This window comes from Metapseudomonas otitidis (assembly GCF_011397855.1).
Classification (GTDB): Bacteria; Pseudomonadota; Gammaproteobacteria; order Pseudomonadales; family Pseudomonadaceae; genus Metapseudomonas; species Metapseudomonas otitidis.
The window spans coordinates 5,930,832-5,943,948 of sequence record NZ_AP022642.1 but is presented as its reverse complement, the minus strand read 5'-3'; the positions used below and the strand labels follow the sequence as shown (position 1 = coordinate 5,943,948).

Annotated in this window: 9 protein-coding genes; 4 read left to right on the top strand and 5 right to left on the bottom strand. The window is 65.3% G+C overall.

What is annotated here, in order from left to right; all coding sequences use genetic code 11:
* Window positions 1-218 precede the first annotated feature (218 nt).
* The 4 genes from PotMrB4_RS27480 to PotMrB4_RS27465 all read left to right on the top strand — a co-directional run bounded on the left by PotMrB4_RS27480 (window position 219) and on the right by PotMrB4_RS27465 (window position 5,600).
* Window positions 219-2,510: a type I secretion system permease/ATPase gene (locus PotMrB4_RS27480; RefSeq protein ID WP_172434971.1), complete on the top strand. Its 2,292-nt coding sequence runs from the start codon at window positions 219-221 to the stop codon at window positions 2,508-2,510.
* 62 nt (window positions 2,511-2,572) lie between these two features.
* Entirely contained in the window at window positions 2,573-3,751 is a 1,179-nt protein-coding gene (locus PotMrB4_RS27475; protein ID WP_232060775.1) for an HlyD family type I secretion periplasmic adaptor subunit, read from the top strand.
* A 127-nt stretch (window positions 3,752-3,878) separates the two neighbouring features.
* The gene (locus tag PotMrB4_RS27470) at window positions 3,879-5,111 is read left to right on the top strand and encodes a TolC family protein (RefSeq protein ID WP_172434970.1); all 1,233 of its coding nucleotides are present in this window, start codon (window positions 3,879-3,881) and stop codon (window positions 5,109-5,111) included.
* A gap of 51 nt (window positions 5,112-5,162) precedes the next feature.
* The gene (locus PotMrB4_RS27465; protein WP_172434969.1) at window positions 5,163-5,600 is read left to right on the top strand and encodes an Hpt domain-containing protein; all 438 of its coding nucleotides are present in this window, start codon (window positions 5,163-5,165) and stop codon (window positions 5,598-5,600) included.
* Window positions 5,601-5,681: 81 nt separating this feature from the next.
* Here the strand turns inward: PotMrB4_RS27465 and PotMrB4_RS27460 are convergent, their stop codons facing one another.
* The 5 genes from PotMrB4_RS27460 to PotMrB4_RS27440 all read right to left on the bottom strand — a co-directional run bounded on the left by PotMrB4_RS27460 (window position 5,682) and on the right by PotMrB4_RS27440 (window position 13,099).
* A complete protein-coding gene (locus PotMrB4_RS27460; protein ID WP_044405769.1) occupies window positions 5,682-7,118 on the bottom strand; it encodes an NAD(P)(+) transhydrogenase (Re/Si-specific) subunit beta in 1,437 nt (478 codons plus the stop codon).
* A gap of 2 nt (window positions 7,119-7,120) precedes the next feature.
* Window positions 7,121-7,435 carry an NAD(P) transhydrogenase subunit alpha gene (locus tag PotMrB4_RS27455; protein ID WP_044405771.1) on the bottom strand — a complete coding sequence of 105 codons (315 nt, stop codon included), beginning with the start codon at window positions 7,433-7,435 and terminating at the stop codon, window positions 7,121-7,123.
* A 12-nt stretch (window positions 7,436-7,447) separates the two neighbouring features.
* Complete coding sequence (locus PotMrB4_RS27450; RefSeq protein ID WP_074969656.1) at window positions 7,448-8,569, bottom strand: Re/Si-specific NAD(P)(+) transhydrogenase subunit alpha; 1,122 nt, start codon at window positions 8,567-8,569, stop codon at window positions 7,448-7,450.
* A gap of 507 nt (window positions 8,570-9,076) precedes the next feature.
* Window positions 9,077-11,596: a LuxR C-terminal-related transcriptional regulator gene (locus PotMrB4_RS27445; RefSeq protein ID WP_172434968.1), complete on the bottom strand. Its 2,520-nt coding sequence runs from the start codon at window positions 11,594-11,596 to the stop codon at window positions 9,077-9,079.
* A 132-nt stretch (window positions 11,597-11,728) separates the two neighbouring features.
* Window positions 11,729-13,099, bottom strand: coding sequence for a DUF1329 domain-containing protein (locus tag PotMrB4_RS27440; protein ID WP_044403420.1), 1,371 nt, complete (start codon window positions 13,097-13,099; stop codon window positions 11,729-11,731).
* Between the last annotated feature and the right edge of the window lie 18 nt (window positions 13,100-13,117).

Genomic DNA, 13,117 nt, shown 5'->3' with positions numbered 1-13,117 from the left:
TGGAGTTCTGCCTGAAAGCAATGCTGCCTGGCGATGCCGAGGGTGGCTCCCTTATAGCTCGTTTGGTCGGAATGAAGAGGTGAAGCCCTTAATTTAAGACAATTCTCATTGGGGGCTAATTGGGGCGATCTCAGAATACTCGCAACCCCCGCCTCGCTCTCCAATGACGTGCCCGACATGGCTGCGCGTGGCCGAAACATTTCCCGGATGCGCACCCAATGACCTCAGACAACGTCGTTCCGCTCAATGAAGAGCTCCCCTCCGATGCTGCCGCTGAGCCTGGAGGCAGTGCCGATACGTTGCTGGACTGTCTTGTCTGGCTGTGTGAGCGGCATGGCATGGGCAGAAGCCGAGAGGCATTGGTAGCCGATCTGCCGCGTGCTGGCTTGATAGGCCCATCGCTGGCTCTGCGAGCACTGGAGCAGTGCGGGTTTGCAGCCGGACTGGTGAAGCGAAGCCTGGACGCCCTGCCCATGCAGATTGTTCCTCTGGTTTTGCTGCGACGAGGAAGCGGCGGTGCGATTCTGCTGGGTGCACGTAAGGTGCGTTCGGCGGACGGTCATGACCAGCAGCGCTACAAGGTGTGGCTTCCGGAGGTTGCGGCTGAGCCTGTCGAGATGGGCCGCGAGGAACTTGAGGCGCTGTATAGCGGCTGTCTCATTCTTGCCAAGCCGCGTGCCTGCGTTGATGAGCGGGCAGGCGAAGCGCTGCCCGAGCCGAAGCGGCACTGGCTCTTCAGCACGCTGTGGCGCTACCGGCGCTATTACCGGAGCGCGGTCATTGCAACGGTGATGGTGAACGTCCTTTCGCTGGCAAGCATCTTTTTCACCATGAACGTCTACGACCGGGTCGTGCCAAATCAGGCGTTCGTCACGCTCTGGTCCCTGGGGATCGGGGTCGCCCTTGCGATGTTGTTTGAGGCGATCACGCGGTATGTCAGGGCTTACCTGCTCGATACGGCGGGAAAGAAAGCGGACCTGATATTGGGGGCGATGCTCTTCCGTCAGGCGTTATCGGTCCGAATGGAATACAAACCGGCCTCGTCCGGCAGCTTTGCCAACCAGTTGCGTGAGTTCGAGTCTGTTCGCGATTTCACTGCGTCGGCGACGCTGGCTGCACTGGCCGACCTGCCGTTCGTGCTGCTCTTCGTCGGCGTGATTTTCGTCATCGGAGGGGGGCTTGGTTGGATTCCTTTGTTGATGATCCCGCTCATTCTGCTGATTTGCACGGCAATCCAGTGGCCGCTGGCTCGTGCCATGCGTGAAAACCTGCAGGAGTCGTCTCTCAAACAGGGTGTGCTGGTGGAATCCATCGAGGGGCTGGAAACCCTCAAGGCAACTGGCGGCTCGGGGTTCATGCAGCACCGCTGGCAACATTTCAGCGCCCTCCAGGCGGCGACGAGCATGAAATCCCGCCAACTGACCAATCTGGCAACCGGCTCCGTGATGCTGCTTCAGCAACTGCAGACGGTTGTGCTGATCATCGTGGGCGTCTACCTCATCGATGCCGGCCAACTGACCATGGGTGCCCTGATCGCCACGGTGATGCTAGGCGGGCGGGTGACTGCTCCGCTCGGCCAGGTCGTGGCATTGGCTGTGCGTCTGCAGCAGGCAAAGGCCGCGCTCGCCAGCCTGGACAAGCTGATGGCTCTGCCGGTCGAGCGGGATGCGAAACAGAACTACCTGCCCAAGCCGGTGCTACGCGGGCAGATCAGTCTCCGTGCCTTGGGATTTGCATACCCCGCCCCGCCTCTTCAGCCCAACCCTCCGGTACTGGTCGATATCAATCTGGACATCCAGCCAGGCGAACGTGTAGCGATCATCGGTCGGGTAGGAAGCGGTAAGTCCACCCTGTTGCGGGTCATGGCGCGGTTGTATGCACCGGTTTCCGGCCAGGTATTCAGCGAAGGCCTGGACCTGAACCAGGTCGATCCGGCTGACTGGCGTAACGCGACGGGTTATGTCGGGCAAGACGCCCGGTTGTTCTACGGAACGCTGAGGGAAAACCTGACGATCGGCCGCCCGGAAGCAAGCTCCGACGAATTACTTGCGGTCATGCGCCTCACCGGGCTTGACCAAGTAGCTGCCCGCCATCCGCGTGGTCTTAACCTCCCAATCGGTGAAATGGGAGAGGGGCTTTCAGGCGGGCAACGGCAGCTGGTCGCCTTGGCGCGCAGCCTTTTGGCTCGCCCTCGCCTTTTGCTGATGGACGAGCCCACCAGTGCGATGGATGTGCAGACCGAAACGCAGTTCCTGGCGCACATGAAAAGAGCCCTTCAGGGTCAGACTCTGGTCGTGGTCACCCACCGTCCGGCGGTGTTGGCCCTGGTGGACCGTGTCGTCGTGGTCGAGGAGGGGCGCATAGTCGCCGATGGCCCCAAGTCGGCGGTCCTGGCCGCGCTGAACAGCGACAGTACTGTGAAGCAACCGTCCGTGGCGCGGGGCAAAAGCACCATCAACATGGGGGACTTGTCATCGCTTAGCCCGGTTGCGCCGGGAGGTGCGTCGTGAGCCGGTTCGCCATGGGTATGCGATGGACGCGTAAACGGCTAAGTGCTGAAGAAACCCGGTTCATGAACGATGTCCAGGAGTCACTGCTCGCCCAGCGCTCGCCAGGCTCCCTGCTGGTCATCTACCTGATCCTGGCGGTGTTCATCGTCGGGGCGATCTGGGCGCACTTTGCCCGGGTGGAGGAGATCACTCAGGGGGAGGCCCGGATCATTTCAAAGAGTCGTGAGCAGGTCATTCAAAGCTTGGAAGGCGGCATCCTGGCAGAAATGGCCGTGCGAGAGGGCGACGTGGTGGAGGCAGGCCAGGTACTGCTGAAGATCGACCCTACACGGGCACAAGCCAGCTATCGCGAAGCATTGAGCAAGGTGGTGGGCTTGAAGGGCAGCATTGCGCGCTTGCGGGCCGAGGCCTATGGCGTGCCTTTGCAGTTTGATGAACAGGTTCGCCAGGCGCCTGAGGTTGTCGAGCAGGAAACCCTCGCCTACCAGTCGCGCCGCCGGGCGCTGCTGGACAGCGTGGCCTCTCTCGAGCGCAGCCATGACCTGTCCATGCAGGAAATCCGGCTGGCGGAGCCCTTGGCCGCGCGAGGCCTGCTTTCCGATGTAGAGCTCCTGCGGATGCGGCGCCAGGCCAACGACATCAAGGCTCAGATCATCGAGCGGAACAATCGCTACCAGGCCGATGCGAATGCTGAGCTGACCCGGCTCGAACTGGAGCTCTCTCAAACCAACGAGAACCTTGTCGGGCGCGCGGACGTCGTAGAGCGCACTACGCTGACCGCCCCTGTGCGCGGCACCATCAAGAACGTCAGGGTCAACACGTTGGGAGGGGTCATCCAGCCGGGAGAACACATCCTTGAGATCGTGCCCCTGGAGGAGCAACTGCTGGTAGAAGGGCGTATTCGCCCCTCCGATGTTGCCTTCCTGCGACCGGGTTTGCCGGCCACCGTCAAGATCACGGCTTATGACTACGCCATTTATGGTGGCCTGAGTGGCCGGGTCGAGCACATCAGCCCCGATACGCTTAAAGATGACCAGAAGGCCGCGGCCGGCCGCCAGGACGATACCTATTACCGTGTGCTTGTCCTTACCGAAAGCAGTGTGCTGGAGGCCGGGGGAAAGTCGTTGCCGATCATCCCTGGAATGGTGGCGTCGGTTGAGATTCGGACGGGAGAGAAGACCATTCTCGACTACCTGCTCAAGCCCGTACTCAAGGCGAGGGAGGCTTTCCGTGAGCGCTGAGTCAGGTGTCCGAGTGGTCGGGCTCTGTGTTTTGCTTGGCTGCAGTTCGTCCCCAGCCTGGGCGCTAGAAAGCCCTGATCCTGATAAGGGCAGTGTTTCTGCTGTTGAATACTGGCGCCAACGGGGCATGGAGGATGTTCGTCGTATCAATGAAGCTGTACTACGGGAGCGCTTGGCCCATGCGGTGCAGGTGGCGCTCCAGCGCAGTGCGCGCATCAAGGCCGCCCGCGCTGATACTGAGGTCGCAGAGGCGGAGCTGGACGAGGCCAAGGGGCGCCGCTGGCCACAACTGGAGGTGAGCGGAGCGAGTCGCGCCGCATCCTTCGGCGGCTCGTCGGGGAGCAGCGACAAAGGACTTGCAGCTGTTCAACTGAGCACCAGCCTCTACGACTGGGGGCAGATCTCGAACACCATTTCCAGTCGTGAGGCATTGCTACAGGCAAACGCGCACAAGCTTGACGGCGAGCAGGAGAACATCGCGTTCGAAGTGGTCGGGCTGCTCGTCGAGCGGACCAAACAGCAGCACATCGGAGTGCTCAGCCGTGCCTATGCCGACCGCATGACTGAGCTGGTGGAGATGCTGGCGAAAATCGTCCAGGTAGATCCGGGACGCAATAGCGAGCTAACCCAGGCCAGAGGGCGGCTCCTGCAAGCCCAGGCCGCGCTCGACGGTGCTCTGGCCAGGGAAAGGGACGCCGAAATTGCCTTGCAGCGTCTCCTGGGCGACACCGCTATCAGCCTTCCGCACCCCTCGGCCTGGAGCCTGGGCTTTGCAAACGCTCGCGCTCTGGTTGCGAGTCTGGAGCGTCATCCCTCGATTCAACAGTCACGTGCGGAGTCGCTATCGGCTGAGGACTATGCCCGCGCTGTTCGTGCCTCAGGAAGGCCCCAGGTGAACTGGGTGGTAGGCAAGGATACCGGGGAGAACCTGCAGGGCGATTCCAATCCCTGGAAAACCAGTATCCAAGTCACCTGGAACGCGTTTTCGGGCGGCTCGTCCCGCGCTGCGGAGCGCGCGGCGCTCAGTCGGGCAGAAGCCGGGCGACAGCGTACAGACGATATTCTTGACGACCTGCGTCAGCGTATCCGGGCTGCTGACCATGACGCCCGCACCATGGCTGAGCGGGCAGACCTCTATCAAAAGCTGACGTTGGAGTCCGACCGGATTCGTTCCGACTTCTTCGACCAGTGGTATCACCTGGGGCGGCGCACGTTGCTCGACGTGCTGACTGCAGAGACCGATCACTATGGCAATCGTGTGAGTGAAGTGAACAACCGTTTCGATAGCTATCTGGCCACTTTCAGGCAATACGCCGCTGCGGGTGAATTGGTGCCCTTTTTACGTAACGGCCCTTCATGAGTCCGTCGGGCAGGCCTGCCCGGCTAAATCTGGTCCTTGGGAGGATCTGGCATGGTTGAACGCTTGGAGCGAGAAATAATGAACCGGCCTCGGGTTTTTCCCCTGCGCGGGGAAAGAGGAGGCAACGGTAATGCACCACCCCGTACGTTGCTGCGTATGGCGAGTGGTGACCCGCAGGCACTGATTGGCCTGCTGAGTGAGGTTGTACGCAGCAACCGCAGTGACCGCGATGGTCTGATTCGCTGCTACGGACTGTGTGATCGGAAAGCAGTTGCGCGCTTTGCGCACCGGTTGAAAGGCGGTGCCCGGGTGGTCGGTGACCTCGGTCTTGCCAATGCCTGCCTGGCCCTGGAGCGTGCCGCCTTGGGGGCAGGGCGTATGGAAGCCGCCTACGAGGTGGTGATTCTGGAACTCGAGCGCTTGGAGCGCATCTTGTTGGCCGCCCATGAGCGTCTGGCCGAATCATCGTCGGTGTCTATCCCCGCGTGAGTTCTTGGCCTGATGGCGCCCCCATAAAAAACCCCGGCACGAAGGCCGGGGCTGGGAAAGGTGGAGCGCAGGCGTGTGATCTCAGTCCACGGCCTTGACCATGTCTTCCAGGACTTTCTTGGCGTCGCCGAAGACCATCATGGTCTTGTCCAGGTAGAACAGTTCGTTGTCCAGGCCGGCGTAGCCGCTGGCCATGGAGCGTTTGTTGACGATCACGGTCTTGGCCTTGTAGGCCTCGAGGATCGGCATGCCGGCGATGGGCGACTTGGGGTCGTTCTTCGCGGCCGGGTTGACCACGTCGTTGGCGCCCAGGACCAGCACCACGTCGGCCTGGCCGAACTCGGAGTTGATGTCTTCCATCTCGAACACCTGCTCGTAGGGCACTTCGGCCTCGGCCAGCAGGACGTTCATGTGGCCGGGCATGCGGCCGGCGACCGGGTGGATGGCGAATTTCACGGTCACGCCACGGTGGCTCAGCTTCTCCGACAGTTCCATCAGCGCGTGCTGGGCACGGGCCACGGCCAGGCCGTAGCCGGGGACGATGATGACGGTGTCGGCGTTGGTCAGCAGGAAGGCCGCGTCGTCGGAGGAGCCCGACTTCACCGGGCGTTGCTCCTGGCTGCCGCCCGAGCTGCCGGCGTCCGCGTCAGCACCGAAGCCGCCGAGGATGACGTTGAAGAACGAGCGGTTCATCGCCTTGCACATGATGTAGGAGAGGATCGCGCCCGAGGAGCCCACCAGCGAACCGGCGATGATCAGCATCGAGTTGTTCAGCGAGAAGCCGATGCCGGCCGCCGCCCAGCCCGAGTAGCTGTTGAGCATCGACACCACCACCGGCATGTCGGCGCCGCCGATCGGGATGATGATCAGCACGCCGATGACGAAGGCCAGGGCCACCAGCACGGCGAAGGCGCGGATGTCACCGGTGAAGGTGAAGTACAGGCCCAGTGCGAGGATGGCCAGGCCCACCAGCAGGTTGACCATGTGCTGGCCCTTGAACACCACCGGGGCGCCCTGGAACAGGCGGAACTTGTACTTGCCGGAGAGCTTGCCGAAGGCGATCACCGAACCGGAGAAGGTGATGGCACCGATGGCCGCGCCGAGGAACAGTTCCAGGCGGTTGCCCTTGGGAATGGCGTCGCCCAGGGTGGCGACGATGCCCAGGGACTGGGGTTCGACCACGGCGGCGATGGCGATGAACACGGCGGCCAGGCCGATCATGCTGTGCATGAAGGCGACCAGCTCCGGCATCTTGGTCATTTCGACGCGCTTGGCCATGATCGAGCCGGCGGTGCCTCCGACCAGCAGGCCGACGATGACGTAGCCGATGCCCTGGGTGGCGAGCTCAGCGCCGAGCTTGTAGATCAGGCCGACGGTGGTGAACACCGCGATGGCCATGCCGATCATGCCGAACAGGTTGCCGCGACGGGACGTGGTTGGGTGCGACAGGCCTTTCAGCGCCTGGATGAAGCACACCGAGGCGACGAGGTAGAGAACAGTGATCAGGTTCATGCTCATGGTCAGTGTTTCTCCGCAGCCGCTTTCGGCGCTTTCTTCTTGAACATTTCCAGCATGCGGCGGGTGACCAGGAAGCCACCGAAGACGTTCACCGCGGCCAGGGCCACCGCCAGGGTGCCCATGGCCTTGCCCAGGGGGGTGACGGTGAGCGCGGCAGCCAGCATGGCGCCGACGATCACGATCGCGGAGATGGCGTTGGTCACGGCCATCAGCGGGGTGTGCAGGGCGGGGGTCACGTTCCACACCACGTGGTAGCCGACGTAGATGGCCAGCACGAAGATGATCAGGTTGTAGATGCCGTCAGAAATCAGGTCCATGTCCGCTGCCCCTTAGCCGTTGGTGCGGACGACTTGCCCGTCGCGGCACATCAGGCACGCGGCGACGATGTCGTCTTCGAGGTTGAGGTGGAACTGGCCGTCCTTGTCGATGACCAGCTTGAGGAAATCCAGCAGGTTGCGGGCGTACAGCGCGGAGGCATCGGCCGGCACCAGGGCCGCGAGGTTGCCGTGGCCGACGATGGTGACGCCGTGCTTGACCACCACCTGGTCCAGCTCGGTGAGCGGGCAGTTGCCACCCTGGGCGGCGGCCAGGTCGATGACCACGGAGCCCGGCTTCATTTCGGCGACGGTGGCCTCGTGGAGCAGGGTCGGGGCCTTGCGGCCGGGGATCAGCGCGGTGGTGATGACGATGTCGGACTGCTTGGCGCGCTCGTGCACGGCCTTGGCCTGGCGCTCCATCCAGGAGGCGGGCATGGGACGGGCATAGCCGCCGACGCCCTGGGCGCATTCGCGCTCTTCATCGGTCTCGAAGGGCACGTCGACGAACTTGGCGCCGAGGGACTCGATCTGCTCCTTCACCGCCGGACGCACGTCGGAGGCTTCGATCACCGCACCCAGGCGCTTGGCCGTGGCGATGGCCTGCAGGCCGGCGACACCGGCGCCGAGGATCAGCACGCGAGCGGCCTTCACGGTGCCGGCGGCGGTCATCAGCATGGGCATGAAGCGCGGGTAGTGGTTGGCCGCCAGCATCACCGCCTTGTAGCCGGCGATGTTGGCCTGGGACGACAGCACGTCCAGGCTCTGGGCGCGGGAGGTACGCGGGGCGGCCTCCAGGGCGAAGGCGGTCAGGCCACGGGCGTTGAGCCGGGCGATGGTTTCGTTGCTGAAGGGGTTGAGCATCCCCACCAGGACGGCACCGGCCTTCATCAGGGCGGCTTCGTCGTCGCTGGGGGCCACGACCTTGAGCACCAGGTCGGCACCGAAGGCGGCAGCGGCATCACCCAGGGTGGCGCCGACGGCTTCGAAGGCGGCGTCGGGAATGCTGGCGTTGATGCCGGCCCCGCGCTGCACGGTGACCTGATGGCCTTGGCCGATCAGCTTCTTGATGGTCTCTGGCGTCGCGGCAACCCGCGTTTCGCCGGCCTGGGTTTCGAGAGGAACACCGATGTGCACGTAAAAACCTCCTGCGTGATCGTTTTACTTATGAGTCCAGTGCACTGCGATGGCGCTCTGGCGGGCGGATCAGCACGACGCCGCCGGGTGCGCATGGCGCGACCAGGACGGGCGCGGCATTTTGCAGGTGAACCGAATGGCCATCAAGGAGTTCTGGAGCAAAACGCAACAAGAACTACAAGTCACCTACTGACCGTTTTCCCGGTGATAAGGTTCGATCTGCCTCCAGCCCTTGTCTAATGGGCCTTTCGGCGTTCTTTTGTCTTCCGTGAGGCGCCGGGGCTCGTGGAAAAGAGCCGGGCACGCCGGAACCTCGGGAAGGCTGCGCAATCCTGCCGTGTCCAGCGTGGGGACTGTTAGTCAGCGTTTTTTATAGTTGCCATAAGGTCCCGGAAATTCGGGCTTCTGTAGTTTTCATGAATAGTTGACTACAGGGTCAGGTCGCTCTGCGGCGGGGCTTTGAGCTGGGTGTGCGGGGTGGGTGTGGCGGATTGTCGCGATGTTGCCTCAGACCAGCAGGCCAAGGGTCTTGGCGCGCATCACGGCCTGGGTGCGGCGTTTCACGCCGAGCTTGCTGTTGATCTTCTTGGTGTGGGTCTTGACGGTGTTGACCGAGATGAACAGCCGCCCGCCGATCTCTTCGTTCGAGCAGCCCTCGGCCAGCAGGTGCAGCACCGCCTGTTCCCGCTGGCTGAGCAGTGCCACGGCCGCCGGGGTGCCGTTCGGCAGGGCGGCCCATTCCTGCAGCAGGCCGTTGAGGCCCAGGGCCGAGGCCTGCTGGCGGGCCTCGCGCTCCAGCTGGGCGGCGTCCTCCTGGCCGAGTTGCCGCGCGGCCTCGGCCAGTACCAGGCCGACTTCACAGGCCAGCGGCCGGTACTGCAGGCGCTCGCAGCGTTGCAGGAGGCTGCGCAATGCCGCTTCGGCCTGCTGCGGGCGACCGGCACTGAGGTGCACCCGGGCCAGCAGCAGTTGGTTGCGCAGGGGCAGGGTGGGGTAGTCGAGCGGGGCCATCCAGGGGTGTTCGCCCTCGAAGTAGCGCTGGATGCGCAGGCCCACCGGCTCGACCCGTTCCCAGCGGCCCTGGCGGGCCAGCACGCGCATGCTCTGCAGGCTGAGGGCGCCGTTGAAGCACAGGCGCCAGACCTGCCGGCAGTGCATCTGCCGCTCGGCTTCGCGCAGGTGGAGGAAGGCCTGGTCGAACTCGCCCTGGCGCGAGCTGCGTTCGGCGAGGCCGAGGTAGCCGTGCAGGGCGAAGGGGTCGGCGCAGGCCAGGGCCTGTTCCAGGCCGCTGTCCAGGGCGGGGCCGGCTTCGTCGAGACGGCCGTGGAGCAGGTGCAGTTCGGCCTGGATCAGGTGCAGGCGGCCCAGCAGCAGGCCGTCGACGCCCCGGCGCCGGGCGGTGAGGGCGAAGCTCTGGGTGACCAGGCTCTGGGCACGGGTGAGCTCGCCCCGCAGGACCAGCAGGCGAATGCGGTCGAGGTTGATCAGCACCTCGAAGAGCACGCTGCCCTGGCGCCGTGCCAGTTCGAGGGCGTCGTGCAGCATGGCGGCGGCCTGGTCGGGCTCGCCTTCGGCCATGGCCAGCCGGGCCAGGGCGGAGTGGCACAGCAGCAGTGGCATCCAGTCCCGTTCGGGCAGGTGTTCCAGGGCTTCGTGGCAGTGCTGCCGGGCTTCGCTGGCGGAGCGTCCGCGCAGGGCGGTGAGCACGCCCTGCAGGGCCTGGCCGTTGGCGATCAGCTTGCGGTTGCGCCGTGCGTCGGCCTGGGGCAGGAAACGGCCGAGGTGCTCGATGCAGGCCTGGGCTTCGTCCAGGCGCCAGGCCAGCAACAGGGCCCAGGCGCTGAGGGTGAGCAGGCGCGGGGTGCTTTCCAGCAGCACCTGGGGCAGGCGGTCGCGCCAGGCGAGCAGGTGGGCGAGGTGCTGTTCGCCGGTGAGCCATTCCTGGCCGAGGTGTTCGAGGTAGTTGGCGGCCACTTCCGGCTGCTGGGCGCAGAGGGCCTGTTCGATGGCGTCTTCCACCTGGCCGGCGGCGATGAAGACCCGGCAGGCGGCCAGGTGCAGGTGGGTGGCGGCTGCGGGGGCGAGGCGGTTGCGCAGCACCCGGGCGACGATGGGCAGGACGCGGTACCAGCGGCCTTCTTCGTCCAGCGGCATGAAGAAGGCATGGCGGGCGAGAAGACGGGCGAACAGGGCGGCGCCATCGCCGTCCTCCCAGAGTTGCTGGCAGAGTTCGGCGCTGACCCGGGGCAGGTGCACCAGGGCGAACAGGCAGCGGGCTTCGTCGTCGTCCAGGCGGGCCAGCAGTTCGTGGTCGAGGTATTCCTTGAGCCAGCAGTGGTGGGCGCCGACGTTGCTGGCGGCGGACGGGGGGAAGCGGCTGCACAGTTGCAGGCGGACGCCGGCGCACCAGCCTTCGCTTTCCGCCCACAGCTCGTCGCGCAGGGTCGGGTTGGCCTGGGGGGCGATCAGGTCCACCAGGCGCTCCTGCTCGTCACGGGTCAGGGCGAGCTGGGCGGCGTCCAGCTCTTGCAGGTCACCGGCCAGCAGTAGGCGCGGCAGGTTCCATTCGGGGCGCTGGCGGGCGCTGACCAGCAGCTGCAGGTTGGGTGGGGTGCGGGCGAGCAGCAGGTCGATGCAGGCGTCCAGTTCGGGTGGCGGGTCGGCGGGGTAGTCGTCGAGTACCAGCCACAGCGGCCGCGAGGGGTCGCCCAGCAGTTGCCAGAGGGCCTGTTGCGGGGGCAGGTCGGGGGCCGGGCGCTGCAGGGCGGTGGCGACCTGGGCGACCAGGCGCTCCACGGGGAGGGCTTCGCCACCGAGGCCGATCCAGGCGATGGCGTCGTGGGTTTCGGCGCCGGCCCGCAGCAGTTCGCTGAGCAGCACGCTCTTGCCGAAGCCGGCGGGGGCACAGAGCAGGCGCAGGCGCGCCGGTTGCTCCAGCAGCGGCGCCACCAGGCGCGGTCGGGGCACGTGCGCGGGCGGCAGGCGGGGCACGCCGGGACGGTCGGGTCGGGGGGCGGTGCGGGGCATGGCGGTTCTCGGTGTTGTCGTTATGGTGAACCGTGGTCGTTCAGGCTAGACATCCGCTGCCATCGCGCAAAGGCCCATGCGCCGGCGTGATGGCGGGTCATAAGGGGGCGCCCGTCCCTGGGCGCGGTGTGCTCAGCGGATGCCGGCGTTGCGCAGGGCGGCGGGGGTGTAGTCGGCGCCGCTGGCCTTGAAGCCGAACTCGGTGCCGTGCTTCTCCTCGTTCTTCAGGCCGAGGGCGATGTAGCGGCCGGCGATGATGTCGTAGAGGGCTTCGAGGGTGTAGGCGGAGACCTGCTGGCCGTAGTGGTACTCGGCGTGGCCTTCGCCGACGCGCCACAGTTGGCCGCGACCGTCGTAGTGGTCCACCAGGGCCACCTGCCAGCTGTCCTCGTCGAGGTACATGTGGCGCTTGGCGTAGATGTGCCGCTCGCCGGACTTGAGGGTGGCGACCACTTCCCAGACCCGGTGCAGCTCGTAGCGGGTGAGGTCCTGGTTGATGTGGCCGGGGCGGACGATGTCGGCGTACTTGAGGCTGGTGGAGTCGAGCTTGTAGCTGTTGTAGGGGATGTACATCTCCTTCTTGCCGATCAGCTTCCAGTCATAGCGGTCGGGGGCGCCGGAGAACATGTCGAAGTTGTCGGCGGTGCGCATGCCGTCGGCGGCGGTACCGGGGCCGTCGTAGGCGACCTGGGGGGCACGGCGCACGCGGCGCTGGCCGGCGTTGTAGATCCACGCCAGGCGCGGCTCCTTGACCTGGTCGATGGTCTCGTGGACCAGCAGCACGTTGCCGGCCAGGCGCGAGGGCGCGAGGACCCGCTGCTTGAAGTAGAGGAGGATGTTGGCGGCCTTGTCCTTGTCCAGGTCGGTCATGTCGGCGGGGAAGGCGACCTCGTCCTGGAACTGCACGGGGGAGAAGGAGCCGTTGGTCTGCGGGGTGACCTGGACCACCAGGCGCCGGGCGTTGCCGCCGCGGTAGCGGGTGATGTGGTTCCACAGCACCTGGACGCCGTCCTTGGGAATCGGGAAGGCGTAGTAGTGGCTGTCGGCGAAGTTGGAGAGGCCGTTGCCGCCGTCCACCGGCTGGGTGTTGAGGGCGCTCTGCCGGGCGGCGGCGTAGATGGCCTCCGGCGCGGCGGCGGTGCGGTGGGTGGGGTAGACCGGGATCTTGTAGGTCTCGGGGTAGCGCTTGAACATCGCCAGCTGCCCTTCGGAGAGCCTGGCTTTGTACTGGTCGACGTTCTGGGCGGTGATGGTGAACAGCGGCTTCTCGCTGGCGAAGGGGTCGGCGAGGAAGCCGTTGGCGTCGATCGGTGCGGCGTTCTTCGCCAGGCCGCCGGTCCAGGCGGGGATGCTGCCGTCGGCGTTGCCGGCCTTCTCGGCGCCCAGGGGGGTGAGGGTGGTGCCGAGTTGGGCGGCCTCTTCGGGGCTGACGGCCGCCATGACCTGGCAGGCCAGCAGGCCGAGTACCAGTGCGCCACCTTGCAGGATTCTTATGGTTTTCATGGTGCGAGTCCTATGCGC

Excerpts from the sequence above, each read along its gene's own strand:
- PotMrB4_RS27460 (WP_044405769.1), bottom strand. The coding sequence starts at position 7,118 with ATGAGCATGAACCTGATCACTGTTCTCTACCTCGTCGCCTCGGTGTGC.
- PotMrB4_RS27470 (WP_172434970.1), top strand. The coding sequence starts at position 3,879 with ATGGAGGATGTTCGTCGTATCAATGAAGCTGTACTACGGGAGCGCTTG.
- PotMrB4_RS27445 (WP_172434968.1), bottom strand. The coding sequence starts at position 11,596 with ATGCCCCGCACCGCCCCCCGACCCGACCGTCCCGGCGTGCCCCGCCTG.
- PotMrB4_RS27480 (WP_172434971.1), top strand. The coding sequence starts at position 219 with ATGACCTCAGACAACGTCGTTCCGCTCAATGAAGAGCTCCCCTCCGAT.
- PotMrB4_RS27465 (WP_172434969.1), top strand. The coding sequence starts at position 5,163 with ATGGTTGAACGCTTGGAGCGAGAAATAATGAACCGGCCTCGGGTTTTT.
- PotMrB4_RS27455 (WP_044405771.1), bottom strand. The coding sequence starts at position 7,435 with ATGGACCTGATTTCTGACGGCATCTACAACCTGATCATCTTCGTGCTG.
- PotMrB4_RS27440 (WP_044403420.1), bottom strand. The coding sequence starts at position 13,099 with ATGAAAACCATAAGAATCCTGCAAGGTGGCGCACTGGTACTCGGCCTG.
- PotMrB4_RS27475 (WP_232060775.1), top strand. The coding sequence starts at position 2,573 with ATGAACGATGTCCAGGAGTCACTGCTCGCCCAGCGCTCGCCAGGCTCC.